Origin of the sequence: Luteipulveratus mongoliensis (assembly GCF_001190945.1) — a bacterium.
Classification (GTDB): domain Bacteria; phylum Actinomycetota; class Actinomycetes; order Actinomycetales; family Dermatophilaceae; genus Luteipulveratus; species Luteipulveratus mongoliensis.
In genome coordinates, this window is the sequence record NZ_CP011112.1 from 1,326,112 (window position 1) to 1,346,435 (window position 20,324).

Consider the following 20,324-nt stretch of genomic DNA (forward strand, 5'->3'; position numbering starts at 1 on the left):
GCGCCGGGCGCTCACATGACCTCGAGAAATCGAATACTCAGGAGCACCCATGTTGGAGAAGAAGACGCTGACTCAGCTCGGTGTCCCCAGCCGCCGCGCAGTACTGAGGGGCACCGTCGGTGCCGCAGCAGCCGCCGCCCTCGGGGGAGCGACGATCAAGGGTGCGTCCGCAGCGGAACGCGGTTCGTCGCGGACGCAGATGCCGATCGGCGGCACGAGCGCGACCTTGCTGCAGGACCTCACTGGCCCTGATCTGACCAGCCGGTTCGACGCGCCGTTCACCGACCTCGGTATCCCGGTTCGTTGCGCGGACGGCTCCATGCTGTTCATCGGTGGCGACACCTACGCCGGAACCGATGTTCTGCAGGGCCGCTGGAGCTGCCCGGTCGGGCTGCGCTCGAGCAGCCGAGTCATCGACGAGCTGGCGATCGACAGCTGCGTCGGCGGAGACCGGGTCCGACAGCTCGTCGACGAACCGCACACTCCGGTCCCGGGGACCAATCCGACCACCGCGATCCCGACCGATGTCTTCCGCGTCGGAGACACCCTCTACATGCACCTGATGCGGGGCCCGATCTATCAGGCCCACCACACCGACTTCTGGAAGTCCGACGACAACGGCGAGACCTGGCAGTTCCTGTGCAAGTGGGACGACGTTGGGCAGTACAAGGGCGCGTTCCAGCAGAAGACGTACGCCGTCGCGGACAACGGGACTGCCTACGTCCTCTCGACCCGGTTCGATCGAGGGCAGGACAGCGATCTGCTCCTGCACCGCGTCGCGCTCGACCGCCTGGGTGACCCGTCGGCGTACGAGCCGTGGGGCTTCGACGAGAACGACAGCGGCTGGGCCTGGGGCCATGAGCCGACCAGCGTCGCCAAGCCGCGGCACTGGGGTGAGATCTGCTTCCGTGCGATGGACGGGAAGTACGCCTTCACCTTCTTCGACGACTCGGCGGCACGCATCGCGCTGCAGATCATCCCGGTCCCGGAAGGCGACCTGTACGCGACGCCGGAGCAGCCGTTGCTGTTCGGCGCCCCCTTCGACCACGGCAGCTTCCTGCGCAACCTGTACGGCGGCTTCATCGTGCCCGGGTCGACCTTCGACGACTTCCACATCATCGCGAGCCAGTGGGTCGGACACCCCGAGGCGAACACGCCCGACGAGTACCACTTCATGCACTACCGCATCGACGGTATTTCGAATTCTCACCCGTAGCCGCGGGTCCTGCGAATCCTGGGTGACGCCCCTCTGCGAGTGGTTACCGTGGCCCTCCGCCATGGAGGCGGAGTGCCACGGGGGAGTCGGAATTGAACACACAGACGCGTCGACGCATCGTTCTCGGAGGAGCGGCGGTCACGGTGGCCGGAGTGATCGGCTACGCGATGGCTCAGCCAACATCTGCCGTCACATCGAGTGGCCATCACCACGGCCAGACGTCGGGGCCGGCCCATCAGCAGCATGTGATGGCGGCGTTCACCGCCAACGGCCTGGACCCGTCGTACGAAGAAGCCCAGCGGGTGCCGGACGGTCCGGTGATGCGCGGGGAAGGCGTACGCCCATTCGTGGGCGTGCCCGCGTCGGGTGACCCGGTCAAGGGCAGCTTCTCTCCCGTGGTGGACTGGCCGATCATCGGCATTCACGCGGTGGTGCTGCCGGATGGGCGAGTGTTCAGCTATGGCTCGAACGCTCAAGGGGCGCAGACCGGCCAATACATCTACGACGTCTGGGACCCGAAGAAGGGCACCGGGGCCGATGCGCACCAGGTGCTGCCGAACCGCACCAGTGTCGACATCTTCTGCAGTGCGCAGCTGCTTCGGCCGGATGGCAAGGTCGAGATCTACGGCGGCGACGTGGATGTCGACGGGGTCACGACCAATAAGCCGAACGCGGACATCACGACCTTCCAACCCTCCACCAACACGCTGACCCGCACCGGTGAGATGCAGCGCAAACGTTGGTACGCCAGTGCCACGACGCTGCACAACGGACAGGCCTATGTGCAGGGAGGCTCAGGTGGCGCTGACCACCCCGAGGTGCGTGAGGCCAGCGGAGGCACTCGGCTGCTCACGGGCGTCGACACCTCCCAGCTCGCCAGCGGCTACCCGCGCAACTTCGTGCGGACCGACGGCACGATCTTCGGCATCAGTGCCAAAGCGATGTACTCGGTCAACACGGCGGGCGTCGGGTCTTTGACCACCAAGGGGACGTTCCCGGCGACCAACACCGGCGGCACCTCCAGCGCGGTGATGTACGAGCCCAACAAGATCCTGCAGGTCGGCGGTGGGGTCGTCTCGGGGCAGGCGGGCAGCAAGGAGGCGCGCGTCGTGGACATCAGTGCCGCGGCCCCGGTCATCAGCAGCGTCCCGTCGATGGCCAGCGGTCGGCACTGGAGCAACGCCACCGTCCTGGCGGACGGACGCGTCTTCGTGGACGGCGGTAGCAGCAAGGCCAATGCCGTCGACCCGGCGTTGCCCAATGGCGGGGTGGCTTACACCAGCGAGCTGTTCAACCCGAAGGCAAAGACGTGGGCGAGCGGTCCGACGGCCAAGCGGATGCGGCTCTATCACGGCACGTCCACCCTGCTGCGCGACGGCTCGGTGCTGACCATGGGAGGTGGAGCGCCAGGCCCGCAGCGCAACCTCAACGCCGAAATCTATTATCCGCCATACCTTTTCACCGCAACCGGACAGCGTGCCGCACGTCCCAAGATCACCTATCTGAAACCCAGGCTCGCGCCTGCGTCGGCGTTCTCCGTGGCCAGCGACCAGGCGCGCTCGATCCGCAAGATCGCTCTGGTGAAGACCGGCTCGACCACGCACTCGTTCAACCTGGACCAGCGCCGACTTGAGCTGTCGTTCTCCATGCGGCCCGGCGAGCGTCGGATGATGCAGGCGCAGCTGCCGAGCGCCGGCTACACGCCGCCCGGCTACTACATGGTGTTCCTCATCGACGACAAGGGAGTCCCGTCAGAGGCGGGCATCGTCAACATCGCCGCACACTGACCTGGCTACTCCTGCGCAGCCTGGATGCTCTCGTGGTGGTGGATGACCTCATCGATCACGAAGCGCAGGAACTTCTCGCTGAACTCCGGATCGAGCTGCGCCGCGCTGGCCAGTGACCGCAGCCGGGCGATCTGCTTCTCCTCGCGCGCGGGGTCGGCCGGCGGCAGGTTGTGACCGGCCTTGTAGTGGCCGACGGCCTGGGTGATCTTGAAGCGCTCCGCGAGCATGTGGATGAGTGCGGCGTCGATGTTGTCGATCGACTGCCTGTACGCCGTCAGCACCTCGTGCGGGTCGGCGTCGCCTGCCGCCTGGGCCAGGTGCTCGTGCGCATTGCCGGAGACCTCGCTCATGGCTGCACCTCCAGCACCGTCATCCGGTGGGCCGCGCGCGTCAGCGCGACGTAGAGAACCCGGATGCCACCGGGCGACTCCCGGGTGATCTCGGGCGGATCGACGACGACGGTGGCGTCGTACTCCAGACCCTTGGTCGACATCGGGTCGATGAGCATGGCCCGCTCAGGAGCAAGGTCGGCCACGTGCTGCAGGTGCGGGCGCCAGCGGGCCGGTGCAATCACCGCGATGGCTCCTTCGACCTCGTCCAGCAAGAGCTTGGTCGCATCGAGTGCCGCGTCCGCGACCGCCGATCCGGCCACCCGCGTCACGACCGGATCCACACCGGTCTCGCGCACGGCATCCGGGATGTCCGCACCCGGCACCTCACGACGGATGACCTCGGCGGCGTAGTCGAAGATCTCGCGGGCGTTGCGGTAGTTGGTCGTCATCTGAAAACGCTGTCGCGGCTTGGTGCCGAACGCGTCCTCGCGAGCCGCGGTCGACTCGGCCTCGTCCGGCCAGGACGACTGGGCTGCGTCGCCGACCACCGTCCATGAGGCGTAGCGGCCGCGTCGTCCCACCATGCGCCACTGCATCGGCGAGAGGTCCTGCGCCTCGTCGACCAGCACGTGCGCGTAGTCCTCGGACTTGGCAATCCGCCCGGCCAGCAAGCGTTCTCGCGCGTCGGTCGGGTTGCGCTCGAAGGTCACGTCAGCGGTCTGGGCTCGTGAGCCCGCCACCTCGACCTCCGTGACGCCGTACTCGGAGAGGTTGCCCATCTCCTCGATCTGATAGAAACCGGCCTCCTCGCGCGGACGCTCCTGCACGATGCCGAGGCGGAGCGAGACGTCGTCGATAAGCGCGGCGTCCGCGACACTCCACGTGCTCGACTCCAGTGCCTCGACCATTGACTGCCGCAGCACCCGCGCGTCCGCCTCGGAGAGGATGCCCTGGGTGTAGCGCGCGATGCGTCGGTCGTCCGCGAGCCAGAGCAGCACCTCGCGCGGATCGATCGGTCGCCACCACTCGCGGACGAACGCCTCGACCTCGAGGTGGTCCTCGAACCGGTCGATGAACTCAGCCTTCTCGAGGCTGGCGACGTGCGGGCGGACCTGCAGCCAGGCCGCGTCACCCAGCGCCTCGACGACCGCGTCGTGGGCGAGGTTGTGCTGGTGGTTGCGCAGCACTCGACGCCGAATCTGTTGCAGCTGTTGACGATCCAGCCGTACGGGCTGTCCGGCAACCATCGTGCGCAGCTGGTCCGGGGCCTCGGGAGGCAGGTCACGCGCTGCGCGCGAGAGCACCTGGCGGATGGTCAGGGAGCCCTTGACGCGAGCCGCCTCCGGCTCGTCCAGGCGAGCGGCCGTCGTACCGTCCACGACATCGCCGAGCGAGCGGAGGGTGACGGTGTCCTCACCGAGTGAGGGCAGCACACGCTCGATGTAGGCGGTGTAGGCCGACGACGGTCCGACCACGAGGATCCCGCCGCTCTCGTAGCGGCGGCGGTCGGAGTAGAGGAGGTAGGCCGCACGGTGCAGCGCGACGACCGTCTTGCCGGTGCCGGGTCCGCCGGTGATCTCGGTGATACCGCGCGCGCTGGCCCGGATCGCTTCGTCCTGGTGGCGCTGGATGGTGGCGACGATGTCGCGCATCTGTGCCCCACGCGTACGAATGAGCGCGGCCATCAGCGCGCCGTCGCCGACGATGACCAGGTCGTCGGGAGCCTCGGCGACCATGAGGTCGTCCTCGACACCGATGACGACGGCGTCCCGGCAGCGCAGGACGCGCCGGCGCAGCACGTCCATGGGCTCGACGGGCGTGGCCCGGTAGAACGCCGACGCGGCCGGTGCTCGCCAGTCGATGACCAGCGGCTCGTAGTCGTCGTCACGAACCCCGATGCGGCCGATATAGCGCAGCTCGCGACCGTCCTGGTGTTCTAGGTCCAGCCGCCCGAAGACGAGACCCTCGTACTGCTGCTCCAACGACGCGCGGCGCTTGCCGGCGCTGAACATCAACGCATCGCGCTCGAAGAGACCAGTGATCTCCTCGTCCCGCGCGACTCCTGTGCGATCTGTACGCCCTCGCGCCAGACCCTCGGCCTCGACCAGGCTGACTCGGTCACCAGCTTTGCGGAGCTCGGAGTAGACCCGGTCGACGTGGGCCTGCTCCAGCTCGATCTCGGCGGCTACTTCCGGTGGAATTCCCGGCGCGCCGGTCTGTTGTGCAGTCACGCTCACATGCCCCCATGGTCGAGTGATGTCCACACGCTCGAAAGAGCGAACGGGCAAGTCTACTGTTCCCGGCGGCGTGCAAGATCACCGTCTCATCGTGTATAGACGACGGCTCGGTGGAGATTCCGTGACCTGCGGCCAAACTCAGGCGTGGCGCGGCGGCGTGATGGTCACCGAACGTCCGCGTGCCAGCCGTATCTGCTTGGACCACGCGCCAACTCGCAGGGCGGTCGAGGTGCCGCCGATGCTGTGAATGGTCACGCGGCTGACCTGCCCGTCGCTCCAGTCGAGGTCGACGACGAAGCCACCTCGGGCGCCGAGGCCCTTGGCGTGGCCGGACCGCCACGCGTCCGGCGTGGCAGGCAGCAGCTCGATCACTCCAGGCCGGGAGTAGACGAGCATCTCGAGCATCGCGGTCGGCGTGCCGTAGTTGGCATCGATCTGGAACGTCGATCGGTCGCCGAAGGAGTACATGTCGAAGAAGTTGATGGCCGCGCCGTTGCTGAAGTCGACCGACGGCTTCATCACGGTGAGGACCGCTTGGTAGGCCTTGTCGGCGTCCTTCAGGCGCGCCCAGCACAGGCCACGCCAGGCCATCGCCCACCCGAAGCTGTTCATGCCGCGCGCGGTCAGCAGGCTGCGTACGCCGGTGAGCAGCTCGGGCGGTGAGGTGTCGGCGGTGATCCGGTCGCCGGGGTGCAGACCGATGAGTGGCGACAGGTGCCGATGGGTCGTCTCGCCGAGGTTGTCGGGCGACATCCACTCCTCGAACCAGCCGCTCGTCGGGCTGACGGCCGGGAGATAGAGCTTGGCGCGGAGTCCGTCGACCGTCCGGGCGTAGCTCGCGTCGCGGCCGAGAACCTTTGCTGCTTCTGCAAATTCGCGGAACAGCTCCCAGACCAGCTCTTGGGAGTAGGTGTTGCCGCGGGTGTCCTCAGGCCCGTGCTCCGGTGACCAGTCGTGGTCGTCGACGAGCACCTCCTTGCCGTCGACCGTGGTCGTGACGAGGCGGCTCTCCCAGAACTCGCAGGCGCCTTTGAGCAGCGGGTAGATCTTGCGGAGGTAGGCCTTGTCCTGGGTGAACTGGTAGTGCTCGAACAACGAGTGGCACAGCCACGCGCTGCCGGCCGGGTGCCACCACCAACCGTTGCCGCCGAAGATGTTGGTCGAGATCGCCGTGGTCCAGCCGGCGACCTTGCCACTGGTGTTGCGGAACCTGTTGCGGCTGTCGTTGAAGAGCTTCTGCGTGTTCGACGTCCAGCAGGGCAACTGGGAGACGCAGTAGTCGGCGAACGCGTCGAAGCACCCGCCGAGGCCGGCCCGGTCGGGCAGCCAGTAGTTCATCTGCAGGTTGATGTCGGTGTGGTAGTCGGCCATCCAGTCGGGGTCGTTGCGGTCCAGCCACAGTCCCTGCAGGTTGGTCGGCACGCTGTCCCGTGAGCCCGTGATCGTCAGGTAGCGCCCGAACTGCAGGTACGACGCCTCCAGCTCGGGGTCCGGCGTCGCCCCCGCCTCCGCTCGGGTCGCGAGTCGTGTGGGCGTGTCCAAGGCGCGCTGCGCCGGAGTCGAGGCTCCGAGGTTGACGGTCGAGGCGTCGTACAGCCGCCGGTAGTCCGCCACATGGGTGGCGAGCAGGTGGGATGCCGACACCGCGGCGGCGTCAGCGACCTTGCCGCGGGAGACCGACACGGGATCGAGGCCGGGGTTCTTGAACTGGGTCTTGGGGTTCGGCACGTAGTTGGTGCCGCCCGCGATGAGGATCAGGACTTCCTCGCAACCGGTGAACGTCACCCGCGAGCCATCGGTCGCAATGGTGCCGGTCTTGCTAACTGCCGTCAGGGCCGCGCCGTAGCGCAAACCGTTGCCCAGCGTGCCGCCGAACGTCGCAACCTTGCCGGCCGCGGTGGTGGACTCGCCGTGCGTGCCGGCCAAGGCGACGCTGCCGGTGTAGCTGCCGCCGCCGGACTGCGTGAGCCGGATGACGAGGACGTCGTCCGGATGGCTGACGTAGACGTCGCGGCGGTAGGTCACGCCCTTCGCCGTGTATCGGGCGGAGACGAAACCGTTGCTGAGATCGAGCTGCCGTTGGTAGTCGGCGATGGCGGTGCTCGTGTGGCCAGGCACCTCGACCGTTGCCTTCGCAAGCATGGACAGGGTGCCGAAATTCGTTGTCTCGTAAGAGAACTGGCCGTCCGACTGCAGTGAGTCGTTCAGGCCCCCCGTCCAGAGGGTCGCGTCCGTGACGTAGAGCGTGTCGGCCGCCGGATCGCTGGTGACCAGCGCGCCGAGCCGGCCGTTGCCCACGGGCAGCCCCTCTTCGAGGATCTTCGGGACGGAGCCGGGTGCGCGGTACCAGAGCGTGGTCGCCGCGCTGTCGGGTACGAGGCCGGCCTCGGCCGGTCGTACGACGGCGGCGGCCCGCGGCGCGAAGGCGGGCAGGCCGCCGAGGGACAGGGCAGCGCCGAGGCCGCCGAGCTTGAGCAGGTCTCGCCGTGAGGGGGAGGGCAGCTTGGACTCGTGGGTCATCGGGACTCCTGTGTCAAAGGCGACGTTGCCGTTCAGTGACCCGATGTTAGAGCGATTGACGCCTCGCGTGTGATCGATAACACTCAAAATTTGCCAAATTAATCCGATGTCTGGTCAGATCCAGCCGCGCTTGCAGGCCTGGACGCCGGCCTGAAAGCGGGTCTCTGCGTTGAGGAGATCGAGCATCCGGCGTACCCGACGCTCGACGGTGCGCTGCGAGATCCCCAGCTGGCGCGCGATCGTGGCGTCGGCGGCGCCGCTCGTCAGCAGGGTCAGGATGTCGAGGTCCTTGGTGTCCAGCGCGGCTGTCGGTTGCTGAGCGAGGTCGGCGCTGCCACGCCACGGCACACCCATCTGCCAGGTGGAGTCGATCACTCGCTTGATCGATGCGCTCACGCCCGGGTGGGTGATGCGCAGGCCGGCGGTGCTGCCGTCGGGGTTGTCGATGTCGACCACGGTGACGCCCTCGTCGGAGACGGTCGCGGTGAACGGCACCCGGCTGTAGAACCGGATCTGGTCGCCGACGCGGCTGCGTGCCTCCACGGCCGCGTGCAAGTTGGGGTGCTCGAGCAGGGACGAGTCGAAGGTCGTCCGCACCTGGAGCTGGTGCCCCTCGGCGTTCAACGTCGGCTCCTCGGGAGAGTTCAACGAGTCATCCAGCAGCTGCAGGACCCGCGGCGAACCCCGACGCATCGACACGAAGCTCTCGCGCGCGCCGGCCAGGAGCTCGTTCGTCGCCTTCTGGATCCCGTCGATCGAGCGCAGCAGGTGCACCCCGAACGGCATCTCGTCCTCGGCTTGCGCAGCGGAGATGGTCTCGTGCAGGCGAGTCAGGCCGGTCATCGAAGAGCGCACGGTCCGCGCGCGCTCCTCGAGGCGGGTGGCGTACGACGCGAGAGCACGCTCCGGCGGGAGCACGGCCCAGCGTCCGGGCTCGATGTACCGGACCAGCCGCCCCGCCTCCAGCGCACGTAGCGCGAGAGAGACCTCCTCGGGATCCTCGCCCTGCGAGATCAGCTCGACCTCGGTCATGGTCGGGCTCTGCAGGAGCATGAGGTAGAGGTTGGCGGTCAGGTCGCTGCCCAGCAGGTCACCGAGGCCACGCCGCTGCTGGCGCGTTGGCGGGGTGCGCTCTGCGGTGTCGCTCGCGTTTCCGGTCGGGGGCTCGTCGGCCATGTGGTCGCCTCTCGGAGGTGGCGGATTCCCGACATTGACTGTAGTCCGACATCCTCAGATGGCCCATGGGTGACAAGTCGTGCAATATTTGATCTTGCCGGTCTCCGGACCGGGCGAGCAATCTGGACGTGTCGCCGACCCCCGTGGCTGACCCCTTTGCTCGTAACACGGGCTCTCCCGGGAGACCTCCCCCCTGACTTCCGGGGGAGCCCGTGTCATTCATGTTGCTTCTTGTCGCAGCGCCTCTTTCTTCGGGCTTCGCAGGCTCTGCCCGAAGACATGGCCTGAGCCTTTGGCTGCGACTCCTCCTCCGTTCGGCGTCGCAGGCTCCGCCGAGCCGGCATCGTCGGCGCAGCATGTGCGACGGCGCGCATGTGCCCTCTACGCTCTTGGGCGTGAAGATCCTTGTCATCGGCACTGGTGCTCGTGAGCACGCCCTCGTCCGCGGCCTGGCCCAGGACCCTGACGTCGAGGTGGTGATCGCCGCACCGGGCAACCCCGGCATGGCACTGGTCGCCGACTGCCGTCCTCTCCCGATGGGAGTGCTCGACGGGGCCGGCATCGCCGACCTCGCCGAGGAGCTCGGCGCGGACCTCGTCGTGGTCGGCCCCGAGGCGCCGCTGGTCGCCGGTGTCGCCGACATCGTCCGGGAGCGTGGCATCGCCTGCTTCGGTCCGTCGGGAGAAGCGGCCCAGCTCGAGGGCTCGAAGGCGTTCGCCAAGGAAGTCATGGCCGCGGCCGATGTGCCGACCGCCCGCGCGTACGTCTGCGACACCCCCGACCAGGTGCTCAACGCGCTCGACGCAACCGGTGCGCCGTACGTCGTGAAGGACGACGGACTGGCTGCCGGCAAGGGCGTCGTGGTGACCGACGACCACGAGGCCGCGGTCGCTCACGCGCAGTCGATCCTGGACGCCGGCTCGTCCCTCGTGATCGAGGAATACCTCGATGGCCCCGAGGTCTCGCTCTTCTGCATCTCGGACGGTACGACGGTGCGGGCGCTCGAGCCCGCGCAGGACTTCAAGCGGGTCGGCGACAACGACGAAGGGCCGAATACCGGTGGTATGGGCGCGTATTCGCCGCTCAACTGGGCGCCCGATGGCTTGGTCGAGGACGTCGTACGCCGGGTTGCGCAGCCGACCATCGATGAGATGCGTCGGCGTGGGACACCGTTCGCAGGTGTGCTCTACGTCGGGCTCGCGCTGACGCCGCGTGGCCCGCGAGTGGTCGAGTTCAACGCGCGGTTCGGTGACCCGGAGACGCAGGTCGTGCTGGCTCGCTTGAAGTCGCCGCTGGGCGCGCTGCTCGATGCGGCCGCACGCGGTCAGCTCGCCGACCACCCTGAGCTGACCTGGAGCCGTGATGCGGCCGTCACCGTCGTTGTCGCATCCGACGGCTACCCGACAGCACCGCGCACCGGCGACGCGATCGCGGGCTTGGACGACCTCGTCGACGCCTATGTCCTGCACGCCGGCACTGCGCAGGATGCGGACGGCGCCCTGGTGTCGGCCGGCGGCCGAGTGTTGTCCGTCGTCGCGGTGGGGCAGGACCTCGCGCAGGCGCGGCAGCGGGCGTACGCCGCGGTCGAGCAGGTCGAGCTCGCCGGCTCCCACCACCGCACCGACATCGCCCTCAAAGCCGAGCGCGGCGAGATCACCGTCTGACCCCACCACGCTCGCTCGCCAGTCGACCCGCTCCCACCCTTCTTGGCCGACAATGCAAGCCGTGTCGCTACCCAGTTCCGGGAAGCGACGCGGCTTGCACTATCGGCCCGGCGCGGTGGGCGGCTAATCGACCGGCGGGATGTTCGGCTAGTCGACTGGCGCGGGCGGGCGTACGCCGGCTTGTGGGGCGAAGCGGAAGCCGAGGGCTCCCATCAGCACGGCGACGCCGATGATGGCGGTGAAGACCCAGCCGGCCAGGTCGTCGGCCTGGGTGGCGATCAGTGCGCCACCGACTGCTGCACCGACCGCGCCGGCGAGCGAGGCGGCCATGTTCGAGGCCGCGCTGTTGGCGCCCTCGTCGCCGTGTTTCGACAGCGCGAGCATCTGCGTGGAGAGTGTCGGCGATACGACACCCATGCCGAGGCCAGACAGTGCCCACAGGGCCAGGCCGGGCACCAGCGGCAGCACATCGATCGCGATGAGTGCCGGCCCGATGAGCCCTGTGGTGATCGCCCCGAACCCGATGCGCAGCCGCAACGTCGGCGCCAACCGGGCCTGCACGACATCGAGACTGTGCACGAACGAGCCGGTCGCCCAGAACACGCCGGTGAGCGTCAGCGTGATGCCGGCCAGGGCCGGGCTCAGCCCGCGCGTGGTCGTCAGCATCAGCGGGAGGAACGATCCGGCCGTGCCGAACGCGGCCGCCGCCAGCCCGCGCGACGCGGTGACGGCTGGGATGCCGGTGGAGCCGGTCAGCGTGCCTGAGGGGAGCACCCGGCGTACGAGCAGCACGAGACTGGTGAGCGCCGCGAGCATGGCCGCGAGGGCGACGACCGCCCACGTGGTGCCCGCAGCCGACCCGGTCGCCGTGAGGACGGCAAGGAGCGCAGCCGCCCCTGCCGCGCTGCGGGCCACCGTGCGCTGACGGTCGGACCACGTGCCGAGAGGCTCCACCGGCGTACGACGCATGGACGGCACCAGCAGTGCGAACGAGGGCACGAGGAGGATCACCGCCAGGAGGAAGACGGCTCGCCAGCCGACATGGTCGGCGATCAGCCCGGCGATGGACGGGCCGAGCAGTGACGGCAGTACCCAGGCCGCCGCGAACGTGGCAAACACCTTGGCGCGCAACGACTCCGGCAGGGCGCGTGCAATCAGCACCGTGAGTCCGATGTCGAGGAACGCCTCCGCGAACCCGGACAGCAGCCGGCCGAGGACGAACACGACCATCGTCGGCGCGAGGCTTGCCAGCAGCTGGCCGACCGCGAACGTTGCCGCACCGATCCGCAGCACTCTGGTCGGTCCGCCACGGTCACTGAGCGCGCCCGCGATGGCGGTGGCGACGACGTACGTGATCATGGGCGCGGCGCTCGCGGCTCCGAACAGCGCCAACCCGTCGAGCTCATGGGCGACGACGGGGAGCACCGTGCCCGTGGCGCGGTTCTCGAAGGCGCCGAGCGTGACGAGGGAGACCGCGCCAACTGCGAACGGCAGGTACGCCGCGGACAGCAGGCGGGCGGGTGCGGCGGGCGAGCCGGGTGAGCCGGGCACGTCAGGGCCGGCGGAAGAGGTCTCGGTCGTGGTCACCTGCGCCACTCTGGATCCTCAACCCGACTTGAGGTCAAGAGGTGGGGTTAGGTGAAGACGGAGTCCAGGGAGGGGATGCGGTCGCGGTAGCCGTCCAGCAGCTGCCGCGCGACGGTGACGGAGTCGACCAACGGGTGCAGCGCGAACGCCTGGCGCGCCAGCCGCTCCGAGCCCTCGCGGGCGGCTCGAATCGTGAGCTGTTCCACGGCTTTCACCTGCTGCACCAGCCCCGCCTGATGACCGATCAGGGGCGGGATGTCGACCGGGCGCGGGCCCTTGTCATCGACCGTGCACGGGACCTCGATCACGGCGTCCGGTGGCAGGTCGGGCAACGTGTGACCGTTGCGAACGTTGAGGATCAGGCGAGTCTCCTCGCCGCGAGCGATGGCCGACATGATCGCCAGCGCGACGCCCTCGTAACCACCCTCCATCAGGTCCGCGTCGTCGCGCTGCTCGCCCTCCTCGCGGCTCTCCTTCATGTACGACGCATCGCGCTCGCTGCGGACGAACCGCCACTGCCGCAGCGCGTTCTTGGGGTTGTTGTAGACCCGGTTGTAGAAGCGCGTCTGCTGGTAAAGGAGGTACTCGCCGCGCGTCTCGGGGCCGCCCTTGATCGAGGCGATCGCATCGCGCGTGAAGTAGTAGTAGTAGAGGTACTCGTTCGGGATCATGCCGAGGTCCTGCAGCCACTCGACGCCGAACAGCCGCCCTTCCTCGATCGAGCCGAGTCGCGCGGTGTCGGCCAGCAGCGCGGGCAGCACGTCGGTACGCCCGAGAGGCAGGGTGCGTAGCCAGCCCAGGTGGTTGAGTCCGACGTAATCGATCGCGTCGGCCTTGATGTTGAGCGCCCGCGCCGCCCGCTTGCCCAGGCCGATAGGCGAGTCGCAGATGCCGACGACCCGGTCGCCGAGGACGGACTGCATCGCCTCGGTGATCATCCCGGCCGGGTTGGTGAAGTTGATGACCCATGCATCAGGCGCGTTCTCCGCCACGCACTGCGCGACCTCCAGTGCGACCGGGACGGTGCGCAGGCCGTACGCCAGTCCGCCCGGTCCGGTGGTCTCCTGGCCGAGCAGGCCGAGGTCGAGAGCAACGCGTTCGTCGGCGGTGCGGCCCTCAAGACCGCCGACCCGGATCGCCGAGAACACGAAGTCGGCACCCTCGACGGCATCGGAGAGCGTGGTGGTGGTGCGGACGGTCGGCCCGCCCGACTTCGTACGCATCTGGGACAGCACGAGATCCATCACGAGGAGGCGGACCACGTCGACGTCGTACAGCACGACCTCGGTGATGCGGTCCTCATGGGTGTCCTGCTGGAGGGCGCCGTAGACCAAGGGGGTGCGGAAGCCGCCACCACCGAGCATGGCCAGCTTCACCGTCACCCACCTCCTGCGGATCGGGTCTTCAGGCGGTCCGGGTGGGGGACCCGGACAAAACGCCCTTTGCCTGGGCAGTCTCTCAGGTGAGGATGGAGGCCGAGTGCCGAGTTCGGAGTACTCCCGCAATATGAGCGAAAGGGCGAGGACGGTGTCGGAGACGGGGTACGACCCGCTGGCGAGGATCCGAGGCGAGGGCGGTCCGGATTTCGATGTCGCGCTGTGGGGGACGGTCTTCCTCGACATCGTGCTGACCGGCCTGGACGGCAAGCCCGCAGGTGGCACCGAGGTCTTCGCCACAGGCATGGGCTCGTGCCCGGGCGGCATCGCCAACCTCGCGGTGGCGGCCAGCCGGCTCGGTCTGCGTACGTCCCTGGCCGCGGCGTTCGCGGAGGACAGCTATGGCGAGTTCTGCTGGGAGACGCTGGCCGATCAGGAGCACATCGATCTGCAGAGCTCGCGGCGCTACTGCCGCTGGCACTCCCCGGTGACCGTGTCGTACGCCATCGACGACGACCGCTGCATGGTCACCCACGCGCACCGACCGCCGGATTACCACGACAACCCGGTCACCGCGCCGCCTGCAGCGAGGGCGGTCATCGCCGACCTCGGGAGTGATGACCTGCGTGAGCCGGCGGGTGTCGCGTGGCTCGAGCAGGCCCACGCCAGCGGCTCGCTGATCTTTGCCGACGCGGGCTGGGACTCCAGCGGTGCGTGGTCCCAGGAGATGCTCGACCGCCTTGATCACTGCTATGCGTTTACGCCCAATTCCGTTGAGGCCATGGCCTATACGCGTACTGCGACTCCGCAGGACGCGCTCTACTCGCTCGCCGATCGGGTCCCGCTCGCGGTCGTGACGAATGGCGCGCACGGTGCGCTGGCGATCGACAGCGCCACCGGCGAGGAGGTCAACGTGCCTGCCCTTCGCGTGCCGGCGATGGATGCGACCGGTGCCGGTGACGTCTTCGGTGCAGCTCTCGTGGTCGGCACCCTCGCGCAGTGGTCGCTGACCGAGCGGGTGGCGTTCGCGACGTTGTGCTCATCGCTCGCGGTGCAGCAGTTCGGCGGCTCGCTGGCTGCACCCGGCTGGGGAGACATCGCCCAGTGGTGGCACGAGGTACGCGACAGCGGGGGCACCACGTCGTACGACCTGGCCGTGCGGCGACGCTACGGGTTCCTGGAGGACATCGTGCCGACCGTGCCGCAGGGTGCGGTGCACCGCGCGCAGGCGACGATCGCCCGGCGCTCCGACGTCTGACCCTCCTCCACAAATTGACTGCGGTAGCACGCATGCGTGTTGCTCCAGTCAATTTGTGGAGGGTGGCGAAGATCGGTCGTACGAGGGAGTCGCGGCCCGGGTCCCCGATGCCAGACTCCGGACATGATCGAGCGGCTGCAGGAGCAAGCGCGGCGGTTGAGCCCTTTGGCCGACCCCGCGCTCGCGCTGATCGTGCTGCTCGTGTCCCTGCAGGCCTTCATCCAGCCGGACGACTGTGTGGGCTGCGAGCCGTGGCCCTGGTGGGGCTACGCGATCGTGCTGGGGGAGTGTCTGCCCCTGGTCGTACGCCGCCGCTGGCCTTTTCAGGTCGTGTTCATCACGGGGATCCTCACCGCGATCTACGGGCTCAGCGACCTGCCGGACCCGCAGATCGAGTACGCCGGCCTCGTCGCGCTGTACTCGTGCGCGGCCCACGCGTCGCGCAAGCAGTCCAACATCGCTGCCGTGATCGCCGCGGTCGTCATCGTCGGGTCGCTCGCGGCGGATCCGCGCGCCGACACGGAGGACTACACCGTCACGCTGCTGATCTTCACCACGGCCTGGCTGCTCGGTGACGCGGCGCGGCGACGTCGGGAGATCGCGGCCGTGCTGACCCAGCGCACCGAGCAGCTCGAACGCACTCGCAGCGCCGAGTCAGCCGCCGCGGTGTCCGCCGAGCGCAACCGGATCGCCCGCGAGATGCACGACGTCGTCGCCCACCACCTGAGCATGATGGTCGTCCAGGCGGAGGCGGGCGCCGCGACGGCGCAGCGCGACCCGGCTCGCGCCGAGCAGGTCTTCGACGCGATCGGTGGGGCCGGCAAGCAGGCCCTGCGCGAGATGCGCCGGCTGCTCGGCGTGCTCAAGCAGGACGGGCCGGCGGAGCTGGCGCCCCAGCCGAGTGCGGCCGAGATCCCGAGCCTGGTGGACGGCGTACGGTCTGCGGGCCTTGACGTGGACCTACAGGTGGAGGGAGAGGCGCCGTCGTTGGCTCCCGCGGCTGACCTCGCCGTCTATCGCGTCGTCCAGGAGTCGCTCACCAACTGCATCCGGCACGCGCACGCGTCGCGAGCCGTGGTCGTCGTCAGGTACGACGCGGGTGCTGTGCGAATCACGGTGTCGGACAACGGGACTGGCGGCTCGGTATCCCCTGGCGGCGGCGGAGGGCATGGGTTGATCTCGATGCGCGAGCGTGTGGGGCTCGTCGGTGGGACGATCGAGGCCGGCCCCGCGGAGGGTGGCGGCTGGCAGGTACACGCGGTCGTGCCTACGGATTCTTGAGGAGGCGTCGGGTGACGATCAGAGTGCTGCTGGTGGACGACCACACGCTCGTGCGTGACGGCTTCCGGATGATCCTGGAGATCCAGGACGACATGGAGATCGTGGGGGCGGCGTCCGACGGCGCCGAAGCGGTCGAGCTGGCTGCGTCGCTGAAGCCGGACGTCGTGCTGATGGATATCCGGATGCCGCGGATGGACGGCATCGCCGCGACCCGCGCGATCACGGCCGCCGACCCGAGCGCGCGGGTGCTCGTGCTGACGACATTCGACCTGGACGACTACGTCTACGACGCCCTGCTGGCCGGCGCGTCCGGCTTCCTGCTGAAGGACGTCGGCCGGGACGACCTGGTGTCGGCGGTACGCGTCGTGGCCGAGGGCGAGGCGCTGCTCGCACCGACCGTGACGCGGCGGCTGCTGGGGGACTTCGTCCGCAGCCGGGGCGCTCGCGGGCCTGGCGAGACAGGGTTTGCCGGCCCGGACGTACTCACCGCTCGTGAGCTGGACACCCTTGAGCTGCTCGGCCAGGGCCTGTCCAACCTGCAGATCGCCGAGCGGCTGGTCGTCAGCGAGCACACGGTCAAGACGCACGTGTCCAACGTGTTCCACAAGCTCGGGCTGCGCGACCGGGTGCACGCGGTGATCTACGCCTACGAGCGCGGCATCATCAAGCCGAGCTCGCCCTGACCCTTCTGGGCCGACAGTGCAAGCCGCGTCGCTTCCCGCTTCTGGGTAGCGACGCGGCTTGCACTGTCGGCCGAGCTCGTCTCACTCTCGCGAGGGAGGCGAAAGATGGGTCGGTGAGGCGATCCGGCGGACCGACGGAATTCCTAACGTCGTAGGTAACACCACGGCCACCTCAGGAGCCCGTCATGATCGCCCGCATCGCCTCCGCCTCCATCGCTCACCGTCGCCTCGTCATAGTTGGCTGGCTACTCGCCGTCATCGCCGGATTCGCAGTAGTACCAGGTCTTTTCGGCAATCTCACGAGTGACGTCGCCGAGATCTCCAGCACCGAGTCGGTCCAGGCACACCGCGACCTGCGGGCGGCCGAGCCCAAGGGAGACGAGGTGTACGCCGTCGCGGACGGCCGTGCCGCGTCCGACCCCGGCCTCAAGGCCTCCGTCACGAAGGCGGCGTCGGACATCAAGGCGATGCCGGGCGTGCTGGCCGTCCAGACCCCGTGGAACTCGTCGAGCCCGAATCCGCAGGCGGTGTCGCGCGATGGGCGCGCGGTCGCGATCGCGGTGCAGTTCACCGCCGATGCGCCGGACGGGTCGGGTGACCGAGTTGTCAGTCGCATCAAGGCTATTGACGCGCCGCGGGTGATCGTCGGCGGCGGCTTCCTCCAGGACGAGGAGATGGACGCGCAGGCTGCCAGCGACCTGGCGAAAGCCGAGACGATCTCCATGCCGATCGTGCTCGTCCTCCTGGTCGTGGTCATGGGCGGGATCCTCGCCGCCGGTCTGCCCGTGCTCGTCGCCATCCTCGGGATGGCGCTGACGCTCGGCCTTCTGGCGGTTGCGAGCTGGATGACTGACATCTCGGTCTACTCGATCAACATCGTCACCATGCTCGGCCTCGGCCTCGCGATCGACTACGCACTGCTGATCGTCTCCCGCTACCGCGAGGAGCGCGCCACGAACACCGATCCGGTGGCTGCCGTCGTCGCCACGATGTCGAACGCCGGTCGTACCGTGACATTCTCGGGCCTCACGGTGGCGGCATCGCTCGCCGGACTCCTCGTCTTCCCGGACCCGTTCCTGCGCTCCGCCGGACTCGCCGGCATGGGGGTCGTGCTGCTGGACCTGGCACTCACTCTGACCCTCCTCCCTGCCCTCCTCGCGATCGTCGGCGGACGCATCCGGCCGGCGAAGGCGGTCCGCACCGATCGTGGGTTCTTCGTCCGCGTCACCCACCTGGTCGCCGCCCGCCCGGTCATGGTGATCGTGGCGACGGTGCCGGTCCTGCTGCTCGCTGCTGCACCGTTCCTCGGCGCCCGGTTCGCCGAGCCCGACGCCCGATCCCTGCCCTCCTCGTCCGAGAGCCGGCAGCTGTCCGAGCTGGCCACGTCCCGCTTCGGTGTCGACGCCGACGTGGACCCCGTGACGGTCGTCGCCCGCGGAACCCTGCCCCCGTCGTACGCCGACCGGCTCCGGACCCTGCCCGGCGTCCAGTCGGTCAGTGTCCGGCCCGACGTAGCCGGGCTGACCGTGATCGACGTGGTGCCGCAGGGGGAGAGCCAGGGAGACCGAGCAATGGCTCTGGTCAAGGAGATTCGGCACCTGGACGGGCCGGCCGTGCGGGTGACGGGTGACGCGGCCGTCCTCACGGACTACCAGGCGTCGCTCAAGGCGAGGGCACCGTACGCGCTCGGCATCGTCGTGCTCGCGACGTTCGTGCTGCTGTTCCTCTTCACCGGATCGGTCATCGTGCCGCTGAAGGCGTTGGTGCTCAACACGTTGAGCCTCGGGGCGAGCTTCGGTGCGCTGGTCTGGGTGTTCCAGGACGGGCACCTCGGCGGGCTGATCGACACCCCGGCTCTGGGTTCGTTGAGCATCACGACTCCGGTGCTGCTGTTCGCGATCGCGTTCGGGCTGTCGATGGACTACGAGGTGTTCCTGCTCGGGCGCATCTCGGAGACGTGGCGGCGTACTGGCTCGAACACCGAGGCGATCGCGGTGGGTCTGCAGCGGACCGGGCGGGTCGTCACGGCGGCCGCGTTGCTGATGGCGGTCGTGTTCGCCGGCTTCGTGGCCGGCGGCTTCTCGCCGGTGAAGCAGGTCGGGCTGGGGCTGCTGCTCGCCGTCATCGTGGACGCCACCGTCGTACGGCTGCTGCTCATGCCGGCCGCGATGACCCTGATGGGTCGCTGGAACTGGTGGGCGCCGGCACCGCTGCGCCGGCTGCACGACCGGGTCGGTCTGACCGAGGAGCCGGCGCGAGTCGATCCGGCTCGGACGCTCAGCCCGGTCTGACTCACCAACACGAATTGACTGGAGCAGCACGCATGCATGCTGCTCCAGTCAATTCGTGTTGGAGCCCACGACCTCAGCTGGGGGTGCGGCGCCGCGAGCGCGGCTGACAGGTGCGGCACCAGAACAGGTTGCGACCGGTGAGGTCAGCTCGGCTGACTGGTGTGCCGCAGACGAGGCACGGCAGTCCCTCGCGGCGGTAGACGTAGACCTCGCCGCCATGCTTGTCGACGCGAGCGTCGCGGCCCATCGCTTCGGGAGTGTGCTCGGGATAGACCGTGTCGATCCGGCCGTCACGTACGCCGAGCGGCATCAGCTCGACGAGGTCGTCCCACATCGCCTCGAACTCCGGGCGGCGCAGGAACCGGCCCTGCATGAGCGGATCGATCCGATGCCGGAACAAGACCTCTGCCCGATAGATGTTGCCGACTCCCGCAAAGATCGTCTGCTCCATCATCAGAGCACCAATCGGTTTGCGGGACTTACGGATTCGCGTCCAAGTCACCTCTGGATCGGCATCCGCCCGCAGCGGGTCAGGTCCGAGCTTGGCGATGATCGCGGCAACTTCCGCTGGCGACCGAACAGCCACGACGATCGCGCCCCGCAGGTCCATCGTCATCGGCGGGGCATCCGTCGACAGGCGCCAGCGCACCTCACCGACCACGAGCGGGTCCACCTCGGGCGTGAAGAAAAACTTCCCGATCAAGCCGAGGTGGATGTTGACCTGCTCCTCGACATCCTGGAAACGCACGAACATCTGCTTGCCCCACGCCTCGGAGCGGTCGAGCACGTGCCCGTCAAACAGGGCAGCGTCGTCGGAGAAGCGACCCTGAGGGCTGGTCGACCGCATGACCCGGCCGCCGAACGAGCGGGTGAGCTCGCCGGCGATCCGGTGCGTGACGTGACCTTCGGGCATGCC

At 68.6% G+C, this 20,324-nt stretch carries 14 protein-coding genes; 7 read left to right on the forward strand and 7 right to left on the reverse strand.

Features of this window, described 5'->3' with window-relative positions:
• Positions 1 to 49 precede the first annotated feature (49 nt).
• Together VV02_RS06240 and VV02_RS06245 are read left to right on the forward strand one after the other, a co-directional pair.
• Complete coding sequence (locus VV02_RS06240) at positions 50 to 1,216, forward strand: DUF4185 domain-containing protein (protein ID WP_052590482.1); 1,167 nt, start codon at positions 50 to 52, stop codon at positions 1,214 to 1,216.
• Positions 1,217 to 1,308: 92 nt separating this feature from the next.
• Positions 1,309 to 3,003: a galactose oxidase early set domain-containing protein gene (locus VV02_RS06245; RefSeq protein WP_052590483.1), complete on the forward strand. Its 1,695-nt coding sequence runs from the start codon at positions 1,309 to 1,311 to the stop codon at positions 3,001 to 3,003.
• A gap of 5 nt (positions 3,004 to 3,008) precedes the next feature.
• Here the strand turns inward: VV02_RS06245 and VV02_RS06250 are convergent, their stop codons facing one another.
• The 4 genes from VV02_RS06250 to VV02_RS06265 form a co-directional block, all read right to left on the reverse strand.
• Positions 3,009 to 3,353: a chorismate mutase gene (locus VV02_RS06250; RefSeq protein WP_052590484.1), complete on the reverse strand. Its 345-nt coding sequence runs from the start codon at positions 3,351 to 3,353 to the stop codon at positions 3,009 to 3,011.
• Positions 3,350 to 5,566 (reverse strand): HelD family protein, encoded by a 2,217-nt coding sequence (locus VV02_RS06255; RefSeq protein ID WP_052590485.1) that lies wholly within the window; start codon positions 5,564 to 5,566, stop codon positions 3,350 to 3,352. Before VV02_RS06255 ends, VV02_RS06250 begins: the two co-directional genes overlap by 4 nt.
• Before the next feature lie 144 nt (positions 5,567 to 5,710).
• Positions 5,711 to 8,092 carry a glycosyl hydrolase family 95 catalytic domain-containing protein gene (locus tag VV02_RS06260; RefSeq protein ID WP_052590486.1) on the reverse strand — a complete coding sequence of 794 codons (2,382 nt, stop codon included), beginning with the start codon at positions 8,090 to 8,092 and terminating at the stop codon, positions 5,711 to 5,713.
• Between the two features lie 114 nt (positions 8,093 to 8,206).
• Entirely contained in the window at positions 8,207 to 9,268 is a 1,062-nt protein-coding gene (locus tag VV02_RS06265) for a response regulator transcription factor (protein WP_052590487.1), read from the reverse strand.
• Positions 9,269 to 9,663: 395 nt separating this feature from the next.
• Between VV02_RS06265 and purD the strand changes: the two genes are divergently transcribed.
• On the forward strand, positions 9,664 to 10,932 hold the full coding sequence (gene purD / locus VV02_RS06270; protein ID WP_052590488.1) for a phosphoribosylamine--glycine ligase: 1,269 nt from the start codon (positions 9,664 to 9,666) through the stop codon (positions 10,930 to 10,932).
• Between the two features lie 147 nt (positions 10,933 to 11,079).
• Here the strand turns inward: purD and VV02_RS06275 are convergent, their stop codons facing one another.
• Both VV02_RS06275 and VV02_RS06280 read right to left on the reverse strand, forming a co-directional pair.
• Positions 11,080 to 12,519: an MFS transporter gene (locus VV02_RS06275; RefSeq protein ID WP_169787649.1), complete on the reverse strand. Its 1,440-nt coding sequence runs from the start codon at positions 12,517 to 12,519 to the stop codon at positions 11,080 to 11,082.
• Positions 12,520 to 12,566: 47 nt separating this feature from the next.
• Positions 12,567 to 13,895, reverse strand: a complete 1,329-nt coding sequence (locus VV02_RS06280; RefSeq protein WP_052596609.1) for a 6-phospho-beta-glucosidase — start codon at positions 13,893 to 13,895, stop codon at positions 12,567 to 12,569.
• A gap of 151 nt (positions 13,896 to 14,046) precedes the next feature.
• On the opposite strand from VV02_RS06280, the gene VV02_RS06285 reads away from it, so the two are divergent.
• The 4 genes from VV02_RS06285 (at position 14,047) to VV02_RS06300 (ending at position 19,408) form a co-directional block, all read left to right on the forward strand.
• Positions 14,047 to 15,153, forward strand: coding sequence for a carbohydrate kinase family protein (locus tag VV02_RS06285; RefSeq protein ID WP_245633004.1), 1,107 nt, complete (start codon positions 14,047 to 14,049; stop codon positions 15,151 to 15,153).
• 123 nt (positions 15,154 to 15,276) lie between these two features.
• Complete coding sequence (locus VV02_RS06290; RefSeq protein ID WP_052590491.1) at positions 15,277 to 16,434, forward strand: sensor histidine kinase; 1,158 nt, start codon at positions 15,277 to 15,279, stop codon at positions 16,432 to 16,434.
• 17 nt (positions 16,435 to 16,451) lie between these two features.
• Positions 16,452 to 17,117, forward strand: coding sequence for a response regulator (locus VV02_RS06295; RefSeq protein ID WP_425412292.1), 666 nt, complete (start codon positions 16,452 to 16,454; stop codon positions 17,115 to 17,117).
• Between the two features lie 185 nt (positions 17,118 to 17,302).
• Positions 17,303 to 19,408 (forward strand): MMPL family transporter, encoded by a 2,106-nt coding sequence (locus VV02_RS06300; RefSeq protein ID WP_052590493.1) that lies wholly within the window; start codon positions 17,303 to 17,305, stop codon positions 19,406 to 19,408.
• A 73-nt stretch (positions 19,409 to 19,481) separates the two neighbouring features.
• Here the strand turns inward: VV02_RS06300 and VV02_RS06305 are convergent, their stop codons facing one another.
• Positions 19,482 to 20,321, reverse strand: a complete 840-nt coding sequence (locus tag VV02_RS06305) for an Fpg/Nei family DNA glycosylase (RefSeq protein WP_052590494.1) — start codon at positions 20,319 to 20,321, stop codon at positions 19,482 to 19,484.
• Positions 20,322 to 20,324 lie beyond the last annotated feature (3 nt).

What these genes read in the sequence shown, in the direction of transcription:
- VV02_RS06265 (WP_052590487.1), bottom strand. Translation starts at nt 9,268, where the DNA reads ATGGCCGACGAGCCCCCGACCGGAAACGCGAGCGACACCGCAGAGCGC.
- VV02_RS06300 (WP_052590493.1), top strand. Translation starts at nt 17,303, where the DNA reads ATGATCGCCCGCATCGCCTCCGCCTCCATCGCTCACCGTCGCCTCGTC.
- VV02_RS06260 (WP_052590486.1), bottom strand. Translation starts at nt 8,092, where the DNA reads ATGACCCACGAGTCCAAGCTGCCCTCCCCCTCACGGCGAGACCTGCTC.
- VV02_RS06240 (WP_052590482.1), top strand. Translation starts at nt 50, where the DNA reads ATGTTGGAGAAGAAGACGCTGACTCAGCTCGGTGTCCCCAGCCGCCGC.
- VV02_RS06290 (WP_052590491.1), top strand. Translation starts at nt 15,277, where the DNA reads ATGATCGAGCGGCTGCAGGAGCAAGCGCGGCGGTTGAGCCCTTTGGCC.
- VV02_RS06250 (WP_052590484.1), bottom strand. Translation starts at nt 3,353, where the DNA reads ATGAGCGAGGTCTCCGGCAATGCGCACGAGCACCTGGCCCAGGCGGCA.
- VV02_RS06305 (WP_052590494.1), bottom strand. Translation starts at nt 20,321, where the DNA reads ATGCCCGAAGGTCACGTCACGCACCGGATCGCCGGCGAGCTCACCCGC.